15 protein-coding genes are annotated in these 17,621 nt (G+C 66.9%); 8 read left to right on the top strand and 7 right to left on the bottom strand.

Annotated features, from left to right (window positions below; all coding sequences use genetic code 11):
• Window positions 1-100: 100 nt before the first annotated feature.
• Window positions 101-1,282 carry a mechanosensitive ion channel family protein gene (locus tag RPR59_RS12750; RefSeq protein ID WP_313914635.1) on the bottom strand — a complete coding sequence of 394 codons (1,182 nt, stop codon included), beginning with the start codon at window positions 1,280-1,282 and terminating at the stop codon, window positions 101-103.
• A 10-nt stretch (window positions 1,283-1,292) separates the two neighbouring features.
• The gene (locus RPR59_RS12745; protein ID WP_313914632.1) at window positions 1,293-2,309 is read right to left on the bottom strand and encodes a DNA topoisomerase IB; all 1,017 of its coding nucleotides are present in this window, start codon (window positions 2,307-2,309) and stop codon (window positions 1,293-1,295) included.
• 117 nt (window positions 2,310-2,426) lie between these two features.
• Between RPR59_RS12745 and RPR59_RS12740 the strand changes: the two genes are divergently transcribed.
• Window positions 2,427-2,981 (top strand): type 1 glutamine amidotransferase domain-containing protein, encoded by a 555-nt coding sequence (locus tag RPR59_RS12740; protein WP_313914630.1) that lies wholly within the window; start codon window positions 2,427-2,429, stop codon window positions 2,979-2,981.
• 106 nt (window positions 2,982-3,087) lie between these two features.
• On the top strand, window positions 3,088-4,017 hold the full coding sequence (locus RPR59_RS12735; protein WP_313914627.1) for a right-handed parallel beta-helix repeat-containing protein: 930 nt from the start codon (window positions 3,088-3,090) through the stop codon (window positions 4,015-4,017).
• Window positions 4,018-4,076: 59 nt separating this feature from the next.
• On the opposite strand, the gene RPR59_RS12730 is transcribed toward RPR59_RS12735, so the two are convergent.
• The 3 genes from RPR59_RS12730 to RPR59_RS12720 are packed head-to-tail and all read right to left on the bottom strand — an operon-like array spanning window position 4,077 to window position 7,392.
• A complete protein-coding gene (locus RPR59_RS12730; RefSeq protein WP_313914624.1) occupies window positions 4,077-5,828 on the bottom strand; it encodes an asparagine synthetase B family protein in 1,752 nt (583 codons plus the stop codon).
• A gap of 54 nt (window positions 5,829-5,882) precedes the next feature.
• Window positions 5,883-7,244 carry a putative O-glycosylation ligase, exosortase A system-associated gene (locus RPR59_RS12725; RefSeq protein ID WP_313914622.1) on the bottom strand — a complete coding sequence of 454 codons (1,362 nt, stop codon included), beginning with the start codon at window positions 7,242-7,244 and terminating at the stop codon, window positions 5,883-5,885.
• A complete protein-coding gene (locus RPR59_RS12720; protein ID WP_313914620.1) occupies window positions 7,237-7,392 on the bottom strand; it encodes a hypothetical protein in 156 nt (51 codons plus the stop codon). Before RPR59_RS12720 ends, RPR59_RS12725 begins: the two co-directional genes overlap by 8 nt.
• A gap of 107 nt (window positions 7,393-7,499) precedes the next feature.
• Here RPR59_RS12720 and RPR59_RS12715 point away from each other — a divergent pair, with 107 nt between their 5' ends.
• Window positions 7,500-8,741 (top strand): TIGR04063 family PEP-CTERM/XrtA system glycosyltransferase, encoded by a 1,242-nt coding sequence (locus RPR59_RS12715; protein WP_313914618.1) that lies wholly within the window; start codon window positions 7,500-7,502, stop codon window positions 8,739-8,741.
• Complete coding sequence (locus RPR59_RS12710; RefSeq protein ID WP_313914616.1) at window positions 8,711-9,583, top strand: hypothetical protein; 873 nt, start codon at window positions 8,711-8,713, stop codon at window positions 9,581-9,583. The genes RPR59_RS12715 and RPR59_RS12710 overlap by 31 nt, the downstream gene beginning before the upstream one ends.
• A 1-nt stretch (window position 9,584) precedes the next feature.
• Here the strand turns inward: RPR59_RS12710 and RPR59_RS12705 are convergent, their stop codons facing one another.
• The gene (locus tag RPR59_RS12705; protein WP_313914614.1) at window positions 9,585-9,899 is read right to left on the bottom strand and encodes a hypothetical protein; all 315 of its coding nucleotides are present in this window, start codon (window positions 9,897-9,899) and stop codon (window positions 9,585-9,587) included.
• Between the two features lie 276 nt (window positions 9,900-10,175).
• Between RPR59_RS12705 and RPR59_RS12700 the strand changes: the two genes are divergently transcribed.
• Complete coding sequence (locus RPR59_RS12700) at window positions 10,176-10,802, top strand: S24 family peptidase (protein ID WP_313914612.1); 627 nt, start codon at window positions 10,176-10,178, stop codon at window positions 10,800-10,802.
• 3 nt (window positions 10,803-10,805) lie between these two features.
• Here the strand turns inward: RPR59_RS12700 and RPR59_RS12695 are convergent, their stop codons facing one another.
• A complete protein-coding gene (locus tag RPR59_RS12695; protein WP_313914610.1) occupies window positions 10,806-10,985 on the bottom strand; it encodes a hypothetical protein in 180 nt (59 codons plus the stop codon).
• Window positions 10,986-11,119: 134 nt separating this feature from the next.
• On the opposite strand from RPR59_RS12695, the gene RPR59_RS12690 reads away from it, so the two are divergent.
• From RPR59_RS12690 to RPR59_RS12680, 3 genes are all read left to right on the top strand, one after another.
• On the top strand, window positions 11,120-11,371 hold the full coding sequence (locus RPR59_RS12690) for a hypothetical protein (protein WP_313914608.1): 252 nt from the start codon (window positions 11,120-11,122) through the stop codon (window positions 11,369-11,371).
• Between the two features lie 64 nt (window positions 11,372-11,435).
• Window positions 11,436-13,415, top strand: coding sequence for a BamA/TamA family outer membrane protein (locus tag RPR59_RS12685; protein WP_313914607.1), 1,980 nt, complete (start codon window positions 11,436-11,438; stop codon window positions 13,413-13,415).
• Window positions 13,412-17,590, top strand: coding sequence for a translocation/assembly module TamB domain-containing protein (locus RPR59_RS12680; protein ID WP_313914606.1), 4,179 nt, complete (start codon window positions 13,412-13,414; stop codon window positions 17,588-17,590). Before RPR59_RS12685 ends, RPR59_RS12680 begins: the two co-directional genes overlap by 4 nt.
• Window positions 17,591-17,621: the final 31 nt, after the last annotated feature.

Here is a 17,621-nt window from a genome sequence, read left to right as displayed (position 1 = left end):
TCTCATGTCTCCATCGGCTTCCGCGCCGCCTGACGCATCAGCGGCGATGATGAGCTTGGCCGTTTCGCGGTGGCCCTCCGCCGTGTTCGGCGGTTCCTCCTTATGCCCCGCGCATCACCGTGCCCTTGGCCGGCTCCGGCACGCCCGGATCCACCGGCTTGCCATCGGGACCGGCGGCAAAGGTCATCTGCGTCGGATAGGCGATGTCGATGCCGTCATCGTTGAACTTCCGCAGGATGGCGATGCCGATCGCCGAGCGGCGCTCGTAGAAGATTGCAAAGTCCGGGCCTTCGCTGTCGAACACCAGCTCGAAATCCAGACTGCTGGCGCCGAAGCCGACGAAGCCGCAGCGCGAGAAAGTGCAGTCGTGCCGTTCGACGATCTCCTGCATCATCGCAGGGATCTTCGCGCAGACCTCCGGCGGTGTCTGATAGGTGACGCCGATCATGAACGTGCCGCGACGGTGGATGCGGTGGGTGTTGTTGGTGATCTGCTTGTCGAGCAGGTTGCGGTTGGAAATGATCAGCTCTTCGCCGCTGAAGGCACGCAGGCGGGTCGACTTCAGCCCGATCTGTTCGATCGAGGCGAAGGTGTCGTCATAGGCGACGCTGTCACCCTTGCGGAACGGCCTGTCGAAGATGATCGACAGCGCCGCGAAGAGGTCCGCGAAGATTCCCTGCGCGGCCAGGCCGATGGCGATGCCGCCGACGCCCAGGCCCGCGACCAGGCCGGTCACGTCCACGCCCAGATTGTCGAACACCACGATCAGCGCGACGGCGAAGACCAGGAAACTCACCAGCAGGCGGATGATCCCCATGGCGCTGCCCAGCGCCTCGCCATGCCCGCCGCTTTCCGTGCGGTGGGTGATGAAGCCCAGGATGATCTCTCGCGCCCAGACCGCCGCCTGGAAGACCGCCGCCACGGTGAACAGGAAGATGACCGTCGTCTGCACCAGCAGCGGCGCGTAGGAATAGCCGACGACCAGCTTGATCGCGGTCATCAGGATGAAGAAGTTGGTCGTTTTCGCGAACGCCCGGCCGATGATGTGGCGCCAGCCGGTGCTGTCCGGCTTGCGGCTGCCCAGCTTCGCGCCCCAACGCTTCACGCCCTGCAGGACGACGAAGATCACGGCCGCGACGACAACCGCGATCGCGATCTGCAACCAGTGGTGGTCGATCCACTGCCAGCTCGATCGGAACAGATATTCCGCCTGTTCGTGAAATCCCGCGGTGTCGATGCGGGCTTCGTTCGTGGCGGCGGCGGCCGCGGCGTTGCTGTTCATGATACTCCTGTCAGGCTGCATTGGCAGGATGCGGCGCATCGGCGACCGCTTCGCTTTCGAGAAACGCGATCAGACCGCGTTCGTGCCGCGACAGATAACGCGTCGCGCGCGGAAGGCAAAGCTCGGCGCGGAATCCTGTCTGCCCGTCCTTGCACAGATCGATGAGGCGGGGATGGACGTAGGATTTGCGCGCGACCGCCGGCGTGTTGCCGAGCGCGTCGACCACCGGCTCCAGCATGCGCTTGAGGCTGAGGTCGCTTTCGGCCTCGGCCAGCGCTGTGAAGGCGAGTACGCTCGCGCCCCAGGTGCGGAAATGCTTGGCGGTGAACTCTTCGCCCATCGCGTCGTGAATATAGGCATTGACATCACTGGACGTCACCGGGTGCGCCGTGCCGGCATCGTCCAGATAATGGAACAGGTGCTGGCCAGGCAGGTCGTGGCAGCGCTTGACGAAACGGCTGAGCGAGCCGTCGGTCACGCGGGCGACGCGTTCCTTGCCGGATTTGGCGCGATATTTCAGCTTCAGCGTGCTGCCCGACACCGTGGCATGGCGCTTGCGCAGCGTCGTGGCGCCGAAGCTCTTGTTCGCCTTGGCATAGCCTTCATTGCCGATGCGCAGATTGCCGAGATCGAGCAGCCGCACGACGGCGGCGACGGCGCGCTCGCGACACAGATCGTGCCGGCGCAGATCGGCCGCGACGCGTTTGCGCAGGTCGGGCAGCCGGTGGCCGAACGCGACGCAGCGATCGAATTTCGCCGCTTCCCGGTGCTCGCGGAAATCGGGATGATAGCGATATTGCCGCCGCCCCTTCTCGTCGAAACCAACCGCCTGGATATGGCCGGCGGGGTCGGGACAGAACCAGCAGTCGCGATAGGCCGGCGGCATGCCGATGGCGTTCAGCCGGTCGATCTCTTCGCGATCGGTGATGCGGTTGCCGTCGGCATCCCAATAACCCCATCCGCCGCGAACCTTGCGTCGCGTGATACCGGGGCGGCTATGGTCGGAAAATTGCAGGTCGGGGGGCACGATCGGTCCTCTTGGAACGCGAAGAATGCGCGGGCGTCCCGCTTCGTTCCGGAACCGCCCCGCCGGCTCGGTGGTTTAGGTCCCACTATCCACCCCCTTGGAAAACGGAGAGAAACCATGGCCGATCTCGCCAACAAGCGCGTGCTCATTCTTGCCACCGACGGGTTCGAGAATTCCGAACTGTTCGAATTCCGCAAGGCGCTGATGGAAGCCGGCGCCGACGTCGAACTCGCATCGATCGAAACCGACCCGATCACCGGCGTCATTCACGATTCGGAAGAAGGCGATTCGATCACCCCCGACATGACGCTCGATCAGGTCGACGTTTCCCGCTTCGATGCGCTGGTGCTGCCCGGCGGCGTCGGCAATCCGGACAAGATGCGGTTGCAGGAAAAGGCGGTGAAGATCGTCGGCCGGTTCATGGACGAAGGCAAGACGGTCGCCGCCATCTGCCATGGGCCGTGGCTGTTGATCGAAGCCGACGTGGTCGACGGCCGCAAGGTTACGAGTTGGCCTTCCGTGCGCACCGACCTGGCGAATGCCGGGGCGGAGGTCGAAGACCGCGAGGTCGTCGTCGACGGCAACCTGATCACCAGTCGCAAGCCGGACGACATCCCGGCATTCAACAAGGCGGTCATCGACGCCCTGGCCAAGGTGGAAGAGGCGGCGTGACGGACATGCGAGCGGTCGTAACCTTCTGGTGAGACCGCGATGCTAGACAAGGGCGCGTGGCCGAACGGCGGTCGCGCGCCCTTTTTCGTGCTGGAGATCCGATCCGATGCGCCTCGCTTTCCTCTCGCTCAGCCTTGTCGCACTGACGGCGCCGGCGGCGGCGCAGTCCGGCGGCGCCTTCACCGTCGTGCGTACCGACCGGTCCTATCCCCGGCTTGCCGACGCAGTCGCGGCGATCGGCGGCGGCGACGGCACGATCCGCATCGCCCCCGGCCGCTACCGCGATTGCGCGGTGCAGGAAGCCGGAAGCGTCACCTATCGCGCCGACCGGCCCGGCACTGTCGTCTTCGACGGCGCGATCTGCGAGGGCAAGGCGACGCTCGTCCTGCGCGGCCGCAAGGCGGAGGTCGACGGCATCGTCTTCACCCATGACGAAGTACTCGACGGCAACGGCGCCGGCATCCGCATCGAAAAGGGCGACCTCGTCGTCCGCAACGCCATGTTCATCGACAGCCAGTCCGGCATCCTGTCGGCCAGCGATCCGTCGAGCAGCGTCACCATCGACCGCTCCACCTTTTCCGGGCTCGGCAAGGATCCGACCGGCAACGGTGCCCATGCCATCTATATCGGTGACTATGGCGCGCTGACCGTCACGCGCTCCCGGTTCGAGCGCGGCACCGGCGGGCATTACGTCAAGAGCCGCGCGCCGCGCGTGCAGATCGTCGACAACAGCTTCGACGACAGCCGCGGCCATCACACCAACTACATGATCGACCTGTCGAACGGCGCCTCCGGCCGCATCGCCGAAAACAGCTTCCTGCAAGGGCCGGACAAGGACAATTATTCCACCATGATCTCGGTCGCGCCGGAAGGGGCGGAGAACAGCTCCGCCGGGCTGGTGGTAGAGCGGAACCGCGCCTGGCTGGCGCCCGATTTCGACAATCGCACGACCTTCGTCGGCAATTGGTCCGACGACGACGTTGCGGTGCGCGATAACGACCTTGCCGAACGGATTACACCACTGGCCGACCGGTAGGGCGGAGTGCCCGTTCGCGCTCGCCGGCCGTGACGGGTCGGCCGGCGGGAAACGGCCCGTCAATGGCGCAGCCGCGAGCCCAGGTGCTGCGCAAGATATTCCAGGCAGGCGATCCGGCGCCACAAGCCGCTGTCGGTGATGTTCTCCATTCGAAAATAGCGGCGCATCGCCGGGAAGTCCGGATCGACCACGCGCGCCATATAGTCCGGCGTCAGCAGCCCGCCATGTTCGTCGCCCATCGGCCCCAGTCGGCGCCGGATAGCGTAGCTGCGGGCGCGCAGCCAGGTCGGCCGGATGCGCGAGGACCATTCGCCGAGCCGGTGGGCGCGCCCCGGCGGGACATCGAAGGAATGACCGTAGGCGGACATGTGCCGGGCGAGTGCGGGGTCGATCGCGCTCAGCAGCGCCGATTCGAACCGGCCTGCCCGCTTCATCCCGATCGGCAGCGTCATCGCCTCCGCCACCACTGCGTGGTCGAGGAACGGCATCATATAGGCGCCGTAGCGCGCCTCGATACTGATCTCCCGACCGAACAGAGCGCGGCAACGCACCCGCGGATAGAGGTGCTCGATGCGGAGCCGCGCAATGGGCGTGCGGATGGTATCGGCCTCGGCCGCCAAGGCGATCTTGCCGGCGATGCGATCGAGAAACCGCTTCGGATCGAATAGCGGCGTCGCGTCGCCGCGAGTGAAGCGGGCGAAAAAGGTGCCGGCCACCGCGGCCGCATCCCTGGGCCGATCGCTCAGGTAGAAAAAGTCGCGGTAGATTTCGCCGCAACCGCCCGACGTCGCCAGCCCGCCACCCGCGTGGCGCGCATCGCGCGCGGCCGCATTGCCGCCATTGTCGAAGATGTTGCCATAGGTCGGCAGCGCGTCGAATTCGTGGAAATTGCGCCGCGTGCGCTCGGCGAAGGCATCGGCGTCGAGCGGCGCCTGCTGCTTGTCGATCCACTCCACGGAGAAGCCTTCCGCCCGACCGATCGCACGTGCGACGGCCACGTCCCCGCTGTCCGGCGGACCATAGACATATACATGCGGTGTCGATCCCGCCGCGCGCAGCGCCGCAAGCAGAAGGCGCGAATCGATCCCGCCTGACAGCGGGCAGTGCACATGATTGCCGAAATGGCGCACATGCGCCTCGACCACCGCCATCAGCCGGTCGCGGTGGGCGGCGATTTGCCGATCGATCGATGCCTCGGCCGCGGTGTCGGGAAGGGGCTTGGGCGTTGCGTGCAGGGTAATGCCGGCGGGTGTGAACTCCGCGATTTCGCCGGGATTCAGCGTCCGCAGCTCGCGAAACACGGTATCGTCCCCGATCGGCACGACGTTGAACGCGAATTCGTACAGGCCCTGGGTGTCGAACGCGACGCTCGGCAATGCGCACAGCGCGGCGAGCAGGGAGGTCGAGCACAGCCGATGCTCGCGGTCGACGAATAGCTGGAAGGCGCCGAAATAATCGGTGAAGGCGAACAGGCGGCCGTGCTTCTTCACGAGGGCGACGAACTGGCCGCCGATGCGCGACCAGTCGGGCGTCCGCGGAAGATCGCTGTCGCGCAGCAGCGCCGACAGCGCCGGCCCGCCCATGCGCCCGTCATAAACCAGCGTTCCCGCGACGGCGATGAAGTCTTCGCCCTCGCGCCACAACGATTCCGGCCCTCCGGCGATCGATTCCCAGGCGAGGATGTCCCAGCCGGGCGCGGCGAGTGCGCGCGGCGCGCCGAAGCCGTGCCGCGTGAATTGCGCGCGCGCCGCCGCCAGCGGTTCGGCAGCGGCGTCGGCGGTCGGGCGATGGGCGAGGAACAGTCCGGCCATGGCGTACCGCCTACCGCCAAAGCGTTAAGAACCCGACCATGTGATTTGCGTGGTTCAGGTCGGCAGGGGCTCTGCCAACCGCCGCGGACGGCGCATCGGTTCACGCGCCAGCGCCTTGCGCTTGCGAGTCAGATAGGTGTCGAATCCGATCTGCGTGCCGACGAGCATATAGACGAACGGGTTGAGGGCGATGCCGACGAATGCGGCGCCCAGCAGATAGACCATATGCGCCTGCTGCAAGGCGCTCGCCAGCGGCGCAATCCACGCGTCGTCACCTTCGGCCCGGCGATAGCGGCGGCGAATGATCTCCATGCGCATCAGCCCGCCGAAATGGATGCACAGCCACAACAGCAGACCAGGCCAGCCCTGTTCGCCGAGCATCTCGAAATAGGCGCTGTGATAGGCGCGGGCCTGGTCGGTTTCCAGCGTGCGCGCGACCTCGGCATTGTTCTCGCTGCCCTGGGTGGAGACCAGATTGTAGCGCACATGGTTCTGGCGATAGGCCTCGAACCCGCCGCCCAGCGGATGGTCCTTCACATAATCGAGCGTCCAGGCCCAGACCGCCAGCCGGGTCGATGCGGACTGGTCGGCCTGGTAATTGGCGATGGTTTCCATTCGCGCGGTATAGGTCTTGGGCAGCAACGGGGCGGCGGCCAGACCGATCGCACCGAGGCAGGTGAGGTACAGGACCCGTCGCTTCACGTCGCGCAGCATCAGAATGGCGAGAAAGCCGATGCACACCAGTCCGGTGCGCGCGGAGGTGCCGATCGGGATCAGCAGGCAGGCGAATATCAGCCCGTAGCAGAACAGCTTGACCCGCCAGTCGGGCCGGAAGATCGTGCCGTGCTTCGTGAACCACAGGATGATCGGGATCGCACATATCGCCACGGCGGAGATGATGCTGCCCTCGAACAGCCCGGAATTGTTCGAAACCATCAGGTTCAGCTCGCCATAGCCGCCGCCCGACGCCAGCGTCTTGATACCGCCGACGATCACGATCGAGGAAAGCGACAGCAGCATGAAGGCGAGCAGCGCCTCGATCCGCAGCCGCGTGCGCAGGGTGAGCGGCAGGAACATGGCGAAGACCAGCGCCTTGGACACCCAGTCCCATTTGAACTGTGCTTCCACCGGGAAATCGGCGTTGATCGTGGTGTACCAGCAATAGCCCAGAAGGAGGAGCATCAGGAATTGGCGCGGCGCCACGCGCACGTCCCGCTTGTCGTCGGCGATCAGCCAGCCCAGCGCCGCCAGTCCGAAGGTGATGGCGGAGATCGGAATGGAATTGAGGAGGAAATAGCTCAGCCGCTGGGGCGAGACCACGTCGATATAGACATAAGCGAGAACGAACAGGAACGGACGCCGGAACCCCAGCGACAGCAAGGCGACGAGAAAGCCGACAAAGGCGAGATCACGCACGCGGGCGTCTCCGGCCGGGGCGGGGCGCGCCGTCCTCGGCCCGGCCGGACGCGGCGCTTTCGTCGTCAAGGTCCGGACGGTGCAGCAACAGCCATGCCGCCAGCAGCAAAAGGCCATGCGACAGGCCGAGCGCGAAATTGTCGATCATTTCTGGCCGCCTTCGAATGAACCGGACACTATTGGTTGCGCGCACCGCTTTATGCCCGGTGGGGTTGACGCGGCGTTAAACACTCGCGTGGCAGAAGCGCGGACGTCATGCGGATATTGCACGTTCTCGACCATGGATTGCCGCTTCACAGCGGATACAGCTTTCGCACCCGTGCGATCCTGAAGGCGCAGATGGCGCGGGGCTGGACGATCGCGGCGATCACCGGACCGCGGCACGGCGATGCGCGGGTGTCCTTCGAAACGGTCGACGGCATCGACTTCCATCGGACGCCGCCGCCGCGCGGCTGGCCGAGCCCACTGGGCGAACTCCAGGAAATCGCGTCCTTCGGCAAGCGGATCGCGCAGGTCGCCCGCGACTTCCGCCCCGATATCCTGCATGTCCATTCGCCCGCGCTGAACGCGGTGGCGGCGCTGCGCGCGGGCCGGCGTTCGGGGTTGCCGGTGCTGTATGAAATTCGCGCATTCTGGGAAGATGCCGCCGTCGGGAACGGAACGGGGCGCGAGGGATCTTCGCGCTATCGCGCCACGCGCGCTTTGGAAACCCATGCGGCGCGTCGCGCCGACGCCGTAGCGGTGATCTGCAACGGATTGCGCGACGATCTGATCGCCCGCGGCATTCCGGGCGACAAGATCATGGTCTCGCCCAACGGGGTCGACCTGACGGTCTTCGGCGAACCGCCGCCACCCGATCGGGAACTGGGGGCGTCACTCGGGTTGCGGGGCAAGGAAGTGCTGGGCTTCATCGGCAGCTTCTACGACTATGAAGGGCTGGACGATCTGATCGCGGCGATGCCGGCGTTGGTGGCGCGGCGTCCCGATGCGCATCTCCTGCTGGTCGGCGGCGGCCCGTGCGAACTCGCCCTGCGCGATCAGGCGAAGCGGTCCGGCGTCGCCGATCATATCCGCTTTGTCGGCCGCGTGCCGCATGCGCAGGTGGAGCGTTATTACAGCCTGACCGACATTCTGGTCTATCCGCGCAAGCGCATGCGGCTGACCGATCTCGTCACGCCGCTGAAGCCATTGGAGGCCATGGCGCAGCGGCGCCTGGTCGCGGCATCGGATATCGGCGGCCACCGCGAGCTGATCCGCGACGGCGAAACCGGCATGCTGTTTCCGCCGGATGACCCGGCTCGCATGGCCGACGCGCTGGCCGCGATGCTCGGCGATCGCGACGATTGGGAGGCGCGGCGCGGACGCGGCCGGCGGTTCGTCGAACAAGAGCGTAACTGGTCGTCAAACGTTTCTCGCTACGAACCCGTTTACCAACATCTCCTCGCGTCCAGTGATTCGGAAATGCCATGCCCGCACCAGCGTTCCTTTCCCGCTTGAACTCGCCCGCCACGGTCGCGGTGGCGGCCGCCATCGTCACGGCCGCGGCGCTATGGTCGATTCCGATTCATGTGATCGAAGCGTGGGTGGTGCAAAGCGGCCTGCCCGCCATCCTGCCGGCGGCGGCGCCACCGCTGGGCCTGTGGGCGCGCGGCGGCATCCTGATCGCCGGAGTGGGGGGCGTCGCACTCGTCGTCTCGCTGGTCTTCGCCCGCATGGCCGGCCCGACGAGCTTTCCGATGTTGTCCTATCGCCCGGCCGACGACGTGAGCGAGAGCGACGAGACGATCGACTATTCCGCGCCGCAGATCCGCCGCGCCGACGCGCATCCCGATGCACCGCCCCGTCCGCCGCTTCGCGCCGCCATCGATCTGATGGAAAAGGAATCACGGACCGCCGAGGCAAAAGCACTGAAGCCCGAGCGTCCCCCGGAACGACCGCTGCCGACCGACCTCGATCGGCCGCTGTCGCAATACGATCCCGGCGCCGTGCCCGCGACGCCGGCGACGCCCAGCGAATCGGTCCGTCCGCTGGCGGGCCTGCGCAGGCCGCAGGTCTTTGACCACGGCGAACGGTTCGAGACGTTTGCGTTGACACCGCCCGCTGATCTGACGGGTGAGCATATGCCCACCGGCGCGACCGCATCCGACAATCGCGAGGGCGCCCTCGCCGCGCCGCAGACCGATGCCAGCGTCCATGCCCTGCTCGATCGTCTCGAACGCGGCGTGGCGCGCCGTCATACCCGCACCGCGCGGACGGAGACGGCCTCGCACCAGCCGGCCGATCGTTCGGCGCTCGACGAAACGCTGGCGCAACTGCGCAGGATGGCGGCAGCCGGCTGATTCAGCGGTCCTCCACCGTCAGCGCCTCGATCCCCGCCACGATTTCCCCGGCGCAACTGCGTCGGCCGATCAATACCAGGTCCGCCACCAGATGCCCGCGGACCGGCAATTCGGCGTCAGGCAGCGCCGCCAGCCATGATTCCACGCTTTCGTCATCCGGTGCGCGAAGCCAGATCGTGTGTCGCGCACCGGTGAAGGTCGCGCTCGCCCATTGCGTCTCGTCGGCGACCATGATCCCGACCGACAGTCCCTTGCCTTGCGCGGAGCGCAGGAGGCTCCGCTGCAACAGCGTCGATGCGTCCGGCCCCCGGCTCATCGCGGCGCCTCCGCATGCGAGGCCATGAATGCCTCGACGCGCTCGACCGTGGCCGGCCGTGGTTCGCGCCCCCTGCGCAGGTCGCTGACCAGGCGTGGATCGCCGATCGCCAACCGGCCAAACTTGGTCGCGGAAATGTCGTTTCGGCGCAGATACCGTTCGATTTTCCATAATACTGCCATCGCTCCTCGAACTCCCGATTCTCACCAAGATGTTCTTGTTCTGTTCCGACATTTCCTACTTGTCTAGGAAAAATCCTACGCGTAGAAGCACAGCATGCCGGACGATGACCCTCGCCGGGTTCTGGAGACCCTCATTCGCGAGCGGGGGGAAAGCTATGCTGGCCTTTCGCGCCTGCTGGGTCGCAACGCGGCGTATCTGCAGCAATTTGTGAAGCGCGGATCGCCGCGCCGGCTGCCGGAACGGGAACGCGGGGATCTGGCGCGCTATTTCGGCGTACCCGAATCCTGTCTCGGCGGATCGCCCGCACCGGAGCCGCTGCAGCGCGTGCCGGTCCTGGATGTCGCCGCCACGGCGGGGGCGGGCGGGTTGCTGGCGCAGGAGGACCGGCGGCGCTACCGCCGATTCGATGCCGATTTGCTGCGCTCGATCGGCGTTCGCGACGATGCGGCGTCGATCATTCGCGTGATCGGCGACTCCATGGCGCCCACGCTATGCGACGGCGACGAAATATTGGTGGATACGGCGCAGCGCACCGTTCCCGATTCCGGTGGCCTGTTCGTGATCCGCGATGGCGACGGCCTGCGGGTGAAGCGGCTGCGCCCCGATGGCGAGCGGATGGTCGTCGCGAGCGACAATCCCGATTTCGCGACACAAGGGGTGCCGCGCGAATCGCTTGCGGTAATCGGACGGGTGGCGTGGCTCGGCCGCGTGCCGGGGTGAGGTTCAGCGGCGGATGCGCTGAAAGATTTCGACGCCGATCAGTGCGCCGACGCCCGCGGCGAGGCCCAGCAACACGCCGATCGTGATCTCGCCCGTGGCGATGCCGAGGGCGAAGCCGCACAGGATGCACAGGGTCATCAACGCGCCGCCGGCGATCGGCGTTTTGGGGCTTCGGTCGGTCATGCGAACTCCTTGCCATGTCCCGCTGCGGGACGCCACCGTCCCGTTTCGGTGCATGTGGCACACGGTTTCGCCGGGTCGCGTGCGTGCGTTTACCTTCATGTCCCGGCAATGCTCGCTCAATGCCGTGATCTGGCATGGCTCTTGTGAACCCGCCGCGCATGTTCGACACCCCCGTTCCCCATCCGCCCTATATCGCCAGCATCGCCGATGTCGATTGCGCTCATGCGCTGATCGCCGAATATGGCGACGGTGCGGGGTTCGAGGCGTCGGCCCGTGCCGATCGCAGCCGCGATCTCGGCAACCACGTGCATTTTTGCCGCTGGCGCCAGATCGAGCGATTGATCCTGATGCTGGCGATCGATCGCTCCATCGGCACGGTGCATTGATTCCCAGCCGCGCGGCGGACGGGAAGTGATTGTGGGTTCGGCCTTCAGCGCCTAAAACGACGCCATGTCCCGTCCCCTCGGCCGGTGTACCCGGATTGCCGGCGCCGGCCTTTTCGCTTTCTTGTTGGCGCCGACCGCACGTGCGCAGGAGACCGCGCCCCCGTCCGGCGCGCCGGATCGCCCGACCCCCGCGCCCGGCGTCGACGTGCCCGATCCGGCCTCGCCGCTGGCACCGCTACCCGATCTGGGCGTCGACTGGCCCGATCTCTCACAGGCGCCCGCGGACGGGCCGGCGCAAGTGACGCAGAGCGACATCGCGGCGGAAGTCGGCTACCGATACCGCATCGCCGGCGTCGACGATCTCGAGGACAGCCTGTTGCAGCAGCGCTTCAGGGAATTGTCGACGCTGGAGGCGAACCGGGATGATCCGGCCAATCTCGCCCAGATCGACCGCCGGGCGAAGGAAGACTCCGACCTGCTCGTCACGTTGCTGAAAGCGCGGGGATATTACGATGCGCGCGTGGCGACGCGCGTGGCGCGGGAAGGCGGCAGCCTTCTCGTCACGCTCGATGCCGTGCCGGGCACGCGCTACACCTTCGCCGACGTGCGACTGGACGGGCTCGACCGGGCGGGCGCGAAGGCGGATGCCCTGCGCGACGCATTCGCGGTGTCACGGGGCGATCCGGTCGATGCCGACAGGATCGCCGCCGGGGAGGCTGCGCTGCGCGAGCGCATCGGCGATCTTGGTTTTCCCTTTGCCGAGGTGGACGAACCGAAGCTGACGATCGACCATGCGACCAGGACCGGGGTGCTGACCGTCAATGTCGATCCCGGCGGCGATCGCCGTTTCGGTCGCATCATCACGCCCGACACGCGGGTATTCGGCGCCGGCCATGTGCAGGAGATCGCGCGCTTCGCACCCGGTCAGCCTTATGACGCGGCCGAGGTCGACGATCTGCGCCGCGCGATCGTGCAGACGGGGCTGGTGTCCTCGGTACGCGTCCGTCCGGTGGAGGGCGAGACGCCGGACACCGTCGACTTGCGGGTTGCGATGACGCCGGCACCGCCGCGCACGATCGCCGGCGAAATCGGCTACGGCACCGGTGAGGGCGCACGGGCGGAGGCGAGCTGGACCCACCGCAACCTGTTCAAGCCCGAAGGCGCGCTCACCATCCGCGGCGTGCTCGGCACGCGCGAACAGGTCGGCAGCGTCGTCTTTCGCCGCAACAACTTCCAGGCTCGTGACCGTGTGCTGACCGGCCAGATATCCGCCGCCCATGTCGAGCGGGACGCCTATGAGGCCAACACCTTTCAGCTCGGCGCCTCGCTGGAACGGCAGACCAACATCTTCTTTCAAAAAGCCTGGACGTGGTCGCTGGGGGCCGAATTGCTGGCATCGGACGAACGCGACGTGATCGTCACGACGGGCGAGCCGCGACGGCGGACCTATTTCATCGCGGCACTGCCGACCAGCCTAAACTATGACGGGTCGGATGACCTGTTGAACCCGACGCGCGGTTTCCGCCTCGGCGCGCGGCTGTCGCCCGAACTGTCGCTCAGCGGTGATGTCTTCGGCTATAGCAGGTTTCAGCTCGACGGCAGCGCCTATCAGCCGCTGAGCGACGACGTGGTGCTGGCGGAGCGAATCCGGCTGGGCACGATCTTCGGCGCGCCACGCGATGCCGTGGCGCCCTCGCGGCGCTTCTATGCCGGTGGCGGGGCATCGGTGCGCGGCTATGGCTATCAGGATATCGGGCCGCGCGACCCCAATAACGATCCGATCGGCGGGCGCAGCCTGACCGAATTCTCGATCGAGGCCCGGATCAAGGCGTTCGGCAATTTCGGCGTGGTGCCGTTCTTCGACGCCGGTAACATCTATACCTCGCCCTTGCCAAAATTCTCCGGCTTCCGCTACGGCGCGGGGCTGGGCGTGCGCTATTATTCCAGCTTCGGGCCGATCCGCGTCGATGTCGGCACGCCGCTCAATCCGCAGCCCGGAGATCGCAGCATCGCCGTCTATGTATCGCTGGGCCAGGCCTTTTGACGGAAGAGCGAGATATCGAGGCGCCCGACGACGCCCCGCTCGAACGTGCGCCGCGCTGGCGCTGGCCGCGGCGGATCGCCGGCGGGTTGTTCCTCGTCCTCGGCCTGCTGGCGGCGGTGATGGCGGTGCTGGACACCGATATCGGCCACCGCTTCGTCACCGATCGTATCGCCGGGATCGAGACGCCGAGCGGCCTGCGCTTTCGCATCGGCCGGATCGACGGCTCGCTATATTCCGAGGCGCGCCTGCGCGACGTGCGTATCTACGACCCGGAAGGGCTCGTCTTCGCCGCGCCGCGCGTGGCGTTGAACTGGCGGCCGCTGTCCTGGGTTTCCAACCGCCTCGACATCCGCAGCCTGATCGTGCCGCACGCGACGCTGGCCAAACTTCCCGAACTGCGCGAGACGAAGAAGAAGGGGCCGATCCTGCCTGGTTTCGACATCCGCATCGACGCCTTGCGGATCGACGATCTGACGATTGCGAAGCGCATTACCGGCGTGGAACGACACGGGCAGTTGCGCGCGAAGGCGGATGTGCGCTCCGGCCGGGCGCTGGTGCTGCTGCGCGCCGAGGTTGCGGGCAGCGACCGGGTCGCCCTATTCCTGGACGCGGATCCCGATCGCGACCGGTTCGATCTCGATGTGATGGCGCGCGGGTCGGCGGATGGTCTGCTGGCGAAGCTGACGAGTGTTGCCCGGCCGTTGCGCCTGGCGGTAACGGGCGATGGCCGCTGGAGCGATTGGTCCGGCCGCGCTTTCGCCAGCGCCGGCGACACCACGATCGTCGATATGAGGCTCGGCAATCGGGAAGGGCAGTACACGCTCGCCGGCATCGTCGCTCCGGCATCGCTGACCCATGGAAAGCTGCAGCGGCTGAGTGCTCCGCAAATACGTGTGACCGGAGCCGCAACGCTCCGGAACCGCGTGCTCGACGGCAATATCGCGCTGCGATCGCGCGCGCTGGACGTGCAGGCGACCGGGGCGGTCGATCTCGGCGGACGGGCGTATCGCGACGTCAGATTGCGGGCGAGCCTGCTGCGACCGCCGGCGCTCTTTCCCAACATGACCGGGCGCAATATCGAACTGCGGGCGATTCTCGACGGAGGGTTCGCGACCGCCGCGTTCGACTATCGCCTGGTCGCGGACCGTTTCGCCATAGACGATACCGGGTTCGAGGAAGTACGCGCCAGCGGCAAGGGCCATCTGTCGGAAGCGCCGGTGACCGTGCCGATCACCGTCCATGCCGGGCGCGTAACGGGTGTGGGCGACGTCGCCGGCGGAATCCTGCACGACCTTACCGTTTCCGGCGCGCTTCGCGTGACGGCGGATGCGATTACCGGCGACGATCTGAAGGTGCGCTCCGACAAGCTGAACGCCCAGATCACGCTGCGCCTCGACCTCCATACGGGCCACTATGTCGTCGGCTTTTCCGGCGGTCTGCGCCGATACGAGATTCCGGGTCTCGGCATCGTCGACGTCGAATCGAAGCTGAACGTCGTGCCGGGCGCCGGCGGCCACGGCTCCCGCGTGGCCGGCCATGGCAGCGCGCAGATGGTGCGGCTCGACAATGCCTTCTTCCGCTCGCTGACCAATGGGCTGCCGCATATCGAGTCCGATCTCGAACGCGGACCCGACATGGTGTTGCACTTCAAGAACCTGAAGCTGACGTCACCGGGGCTGACCCTGACGGGAACCGGCTATCGCCGTCGGGATGGCACCTTCCATTTCGAGGGGCGCGGCACGCAGACCGATTACGGACCGCTGACGATCGTGCTGGACGGCAAGATCGATCATCCGACGCTGGACCTGGAATTCGCCGCACCCAACGATGCCCTGGGCTTGCGCGACGTGGTCGCGCATCTCGACCCCACGGATGCGGGTTTCGCCTATCGCGCGCAGGGCCGGTCGAGACTCGGTCCGTTCACCGCGAACGGGGCGATCCTGTTGCCGCGCGGTGACACCGCCAGAATCGTGGTCGCCGGCCTGGATGTCACCCAGACCCATGCGACCGGCGCGCTCGACATTGTCGAGGGCGGCTTCTCGGGGCAGCTCGATCTGTCGGGTGGCGGTTTGTCGGGGCAGCTCGCCCTTCAGCCGGTCGGCGATATCCAGCGGATCTCCGGCACGATCAATGCGCGCCGCGCAGCGCTCGGGCCGGGTATGCGGGTCGCGCGAGGGCATCTCGAGTTCGCGGCGCTCCTGGCCCCCGCCGGGACGTCGCTGGAGGCAACCGCATCGCTCCAGGGATTGCAACGCGGCGCGCTGTCGATCGCGCGGCTGAACGGGTCGGCCAGATTGCGCGGTGGCGAGGGCGAGGTGCGCGCGTCGTTCGCCGGATCGCGCGGGCGCATGTTCGATCTCGACACCGTAACGACGATTGCCGACGGCCGCTATCGCGTCCGCGCCGAGGGCACGCTCGACAAGAAGCCGATCCGGCTGGACAGCCCGGCCGTTCTCTCGCGCAGCGGCGACGGCTGGCGACTGGAGCCGACGACGCTCACCTTCTCCGGCGGCAGTGCCAGCATATCCGGTATGTTCGGCAGCGCCGGCACGCGCCTGGAGGCACAGGTCGACGGCATGCCGATGACGGTGCTGGACATCGCCTTTCCCGAACTCGGCCTCGGCGGCACGGCATCGGGGGCCCTGCACTATGCCGCTGGGGCCGACGGCGGCGCGCCGACCGGTCGGATCGACATGAAGATTCGCGGACTCACGCGGTCCGGCCTGGTGCTGTCCTCGAAGCCGGTGGATGTCGGTCTCGCCGCTATATTGCAGCCGGACAAGGCCGTCATGCGCGCCGTCGCCGCCAGCGAAGGCAAGACCATCGGTCGGGCCCAGGCGCGGCTCGCCCCCCTCAGCGCCGGTGATTTCGTCGACCGGTTGGCGGGGGCGCCGCTCTTTGCGCAGATCCGCTATGACGGGCCGGCCGACACGTTGTGGCGGCTGACCGGCGTGGAACTGTTCGATCTGTCGGGGCCGGTGGCGATTGGCGCGGACGTCGGAGGGACGCTCAACGATCCTCGTATCCGCGGCTCGCTGCAGACCAGTGATGCGCGTATTCAGAGCGCGGCGATCGGCACCAATCTGGAACAGGTGAAGGGACGCGGCCGGTTCAACGGATCGCGCCTCGTGATCGACTCCTTCACCGCCTCGGACGGGCGCGACGGCAGCGTGAGCGGCTCGGGCGCCTTCGACTTCTCGTTCGGCAGCGGCATCGGCATCGATCTGAAACTGCAGGCGACGAAAGCGCGGCTGATTGCGCGCGATGACATCGCCGCCGTCGTTTCCGGGCCGATCGCGATCCGGTCGGACGGCAGCGGCGGTACGATCTCCGGCGATGTCACGCTCGACAGCAGTCGCTATCGCCTGGGCCAGGCGACCGCCGCGACCGAAGTGCCGCAGATCGACACGCGGGAAATCAACCTGCCCTTCGGCGGCGAGGCGGAGGAGGAACCGGCGGCGCCCTGGACGCTCGATCTGCGGGCGAAGGCCGATAACAAGATGGTGGTCACGGGCCTGGGGCTGTCGAGCGAGTGGTCGGCCGACCTGCGTATCGGCGGTCAGCCCACCGACCCCCGCATCCGGGGTCGGCTCGACCTGATCCGCGGCGATTACGAATTCGCCGGGCGCACCTTCGACCTCGAACGCGGCGCCATCCGGTTCGAGGGCGCGCAGCCGCCCAATCCGGCACTGGACATCGAGGCCAATGCGGACACGCAGGGCCTGTCGGCGACGATCCGCGTGACCGGAACCGCGGCCCAGCCGGAAATCGGCTTTTCCAGCACGCCGGCCCTGCCCGAGGACGAACTCCTGTCGCGCCTGCTGTTCGGAACATCGATCACCGACCTTTCGGCGCCGGAGGCGTTGCAGCTCGCATCCGCCGTCGCGGCCTTGCAGGAAGGCGGTGGCGGGCTCGATCCGATCAATGCCGTTCGCCGCGCGGCCGGGCTCGACCGGCTGCGCATCCTTCCCGCCGATCCGCAGACCGGCCAATCGACGTCGATCGCGGCCGGCAAGTACATCACGCGCAACACCTATGTCGAAATCATATCGGACGGGCAGGGATATTCGGCGACGCGGGCGGAGTTCCAGATCACGCGCTGGCTGTCGCTGCTGTCGAGCGTGTCGACCATCGGACGGCAAAGCGTGAACGTCCGCGTCTCGAAGGATTATTGATCCCGGCGCGGGAGCCGGGGAGCGTCTGGAG

The sequence above is a fragment of the Stakelama saccharophila genome (assembly GCF_032229225.1).
GTDB classification, from domain to species: domain Bacteria; phylum Pseudomonadota; class Alphaproteobacteria; order Sphingomonadales; family Sphingomonadaceae; genus Sphingomonas; species Sphingomonas saccharophila.
Note: the sequence above shows the minus strand (reverse complement) of the source record. Positions and strands in the feature narration are given on the sequence as shown.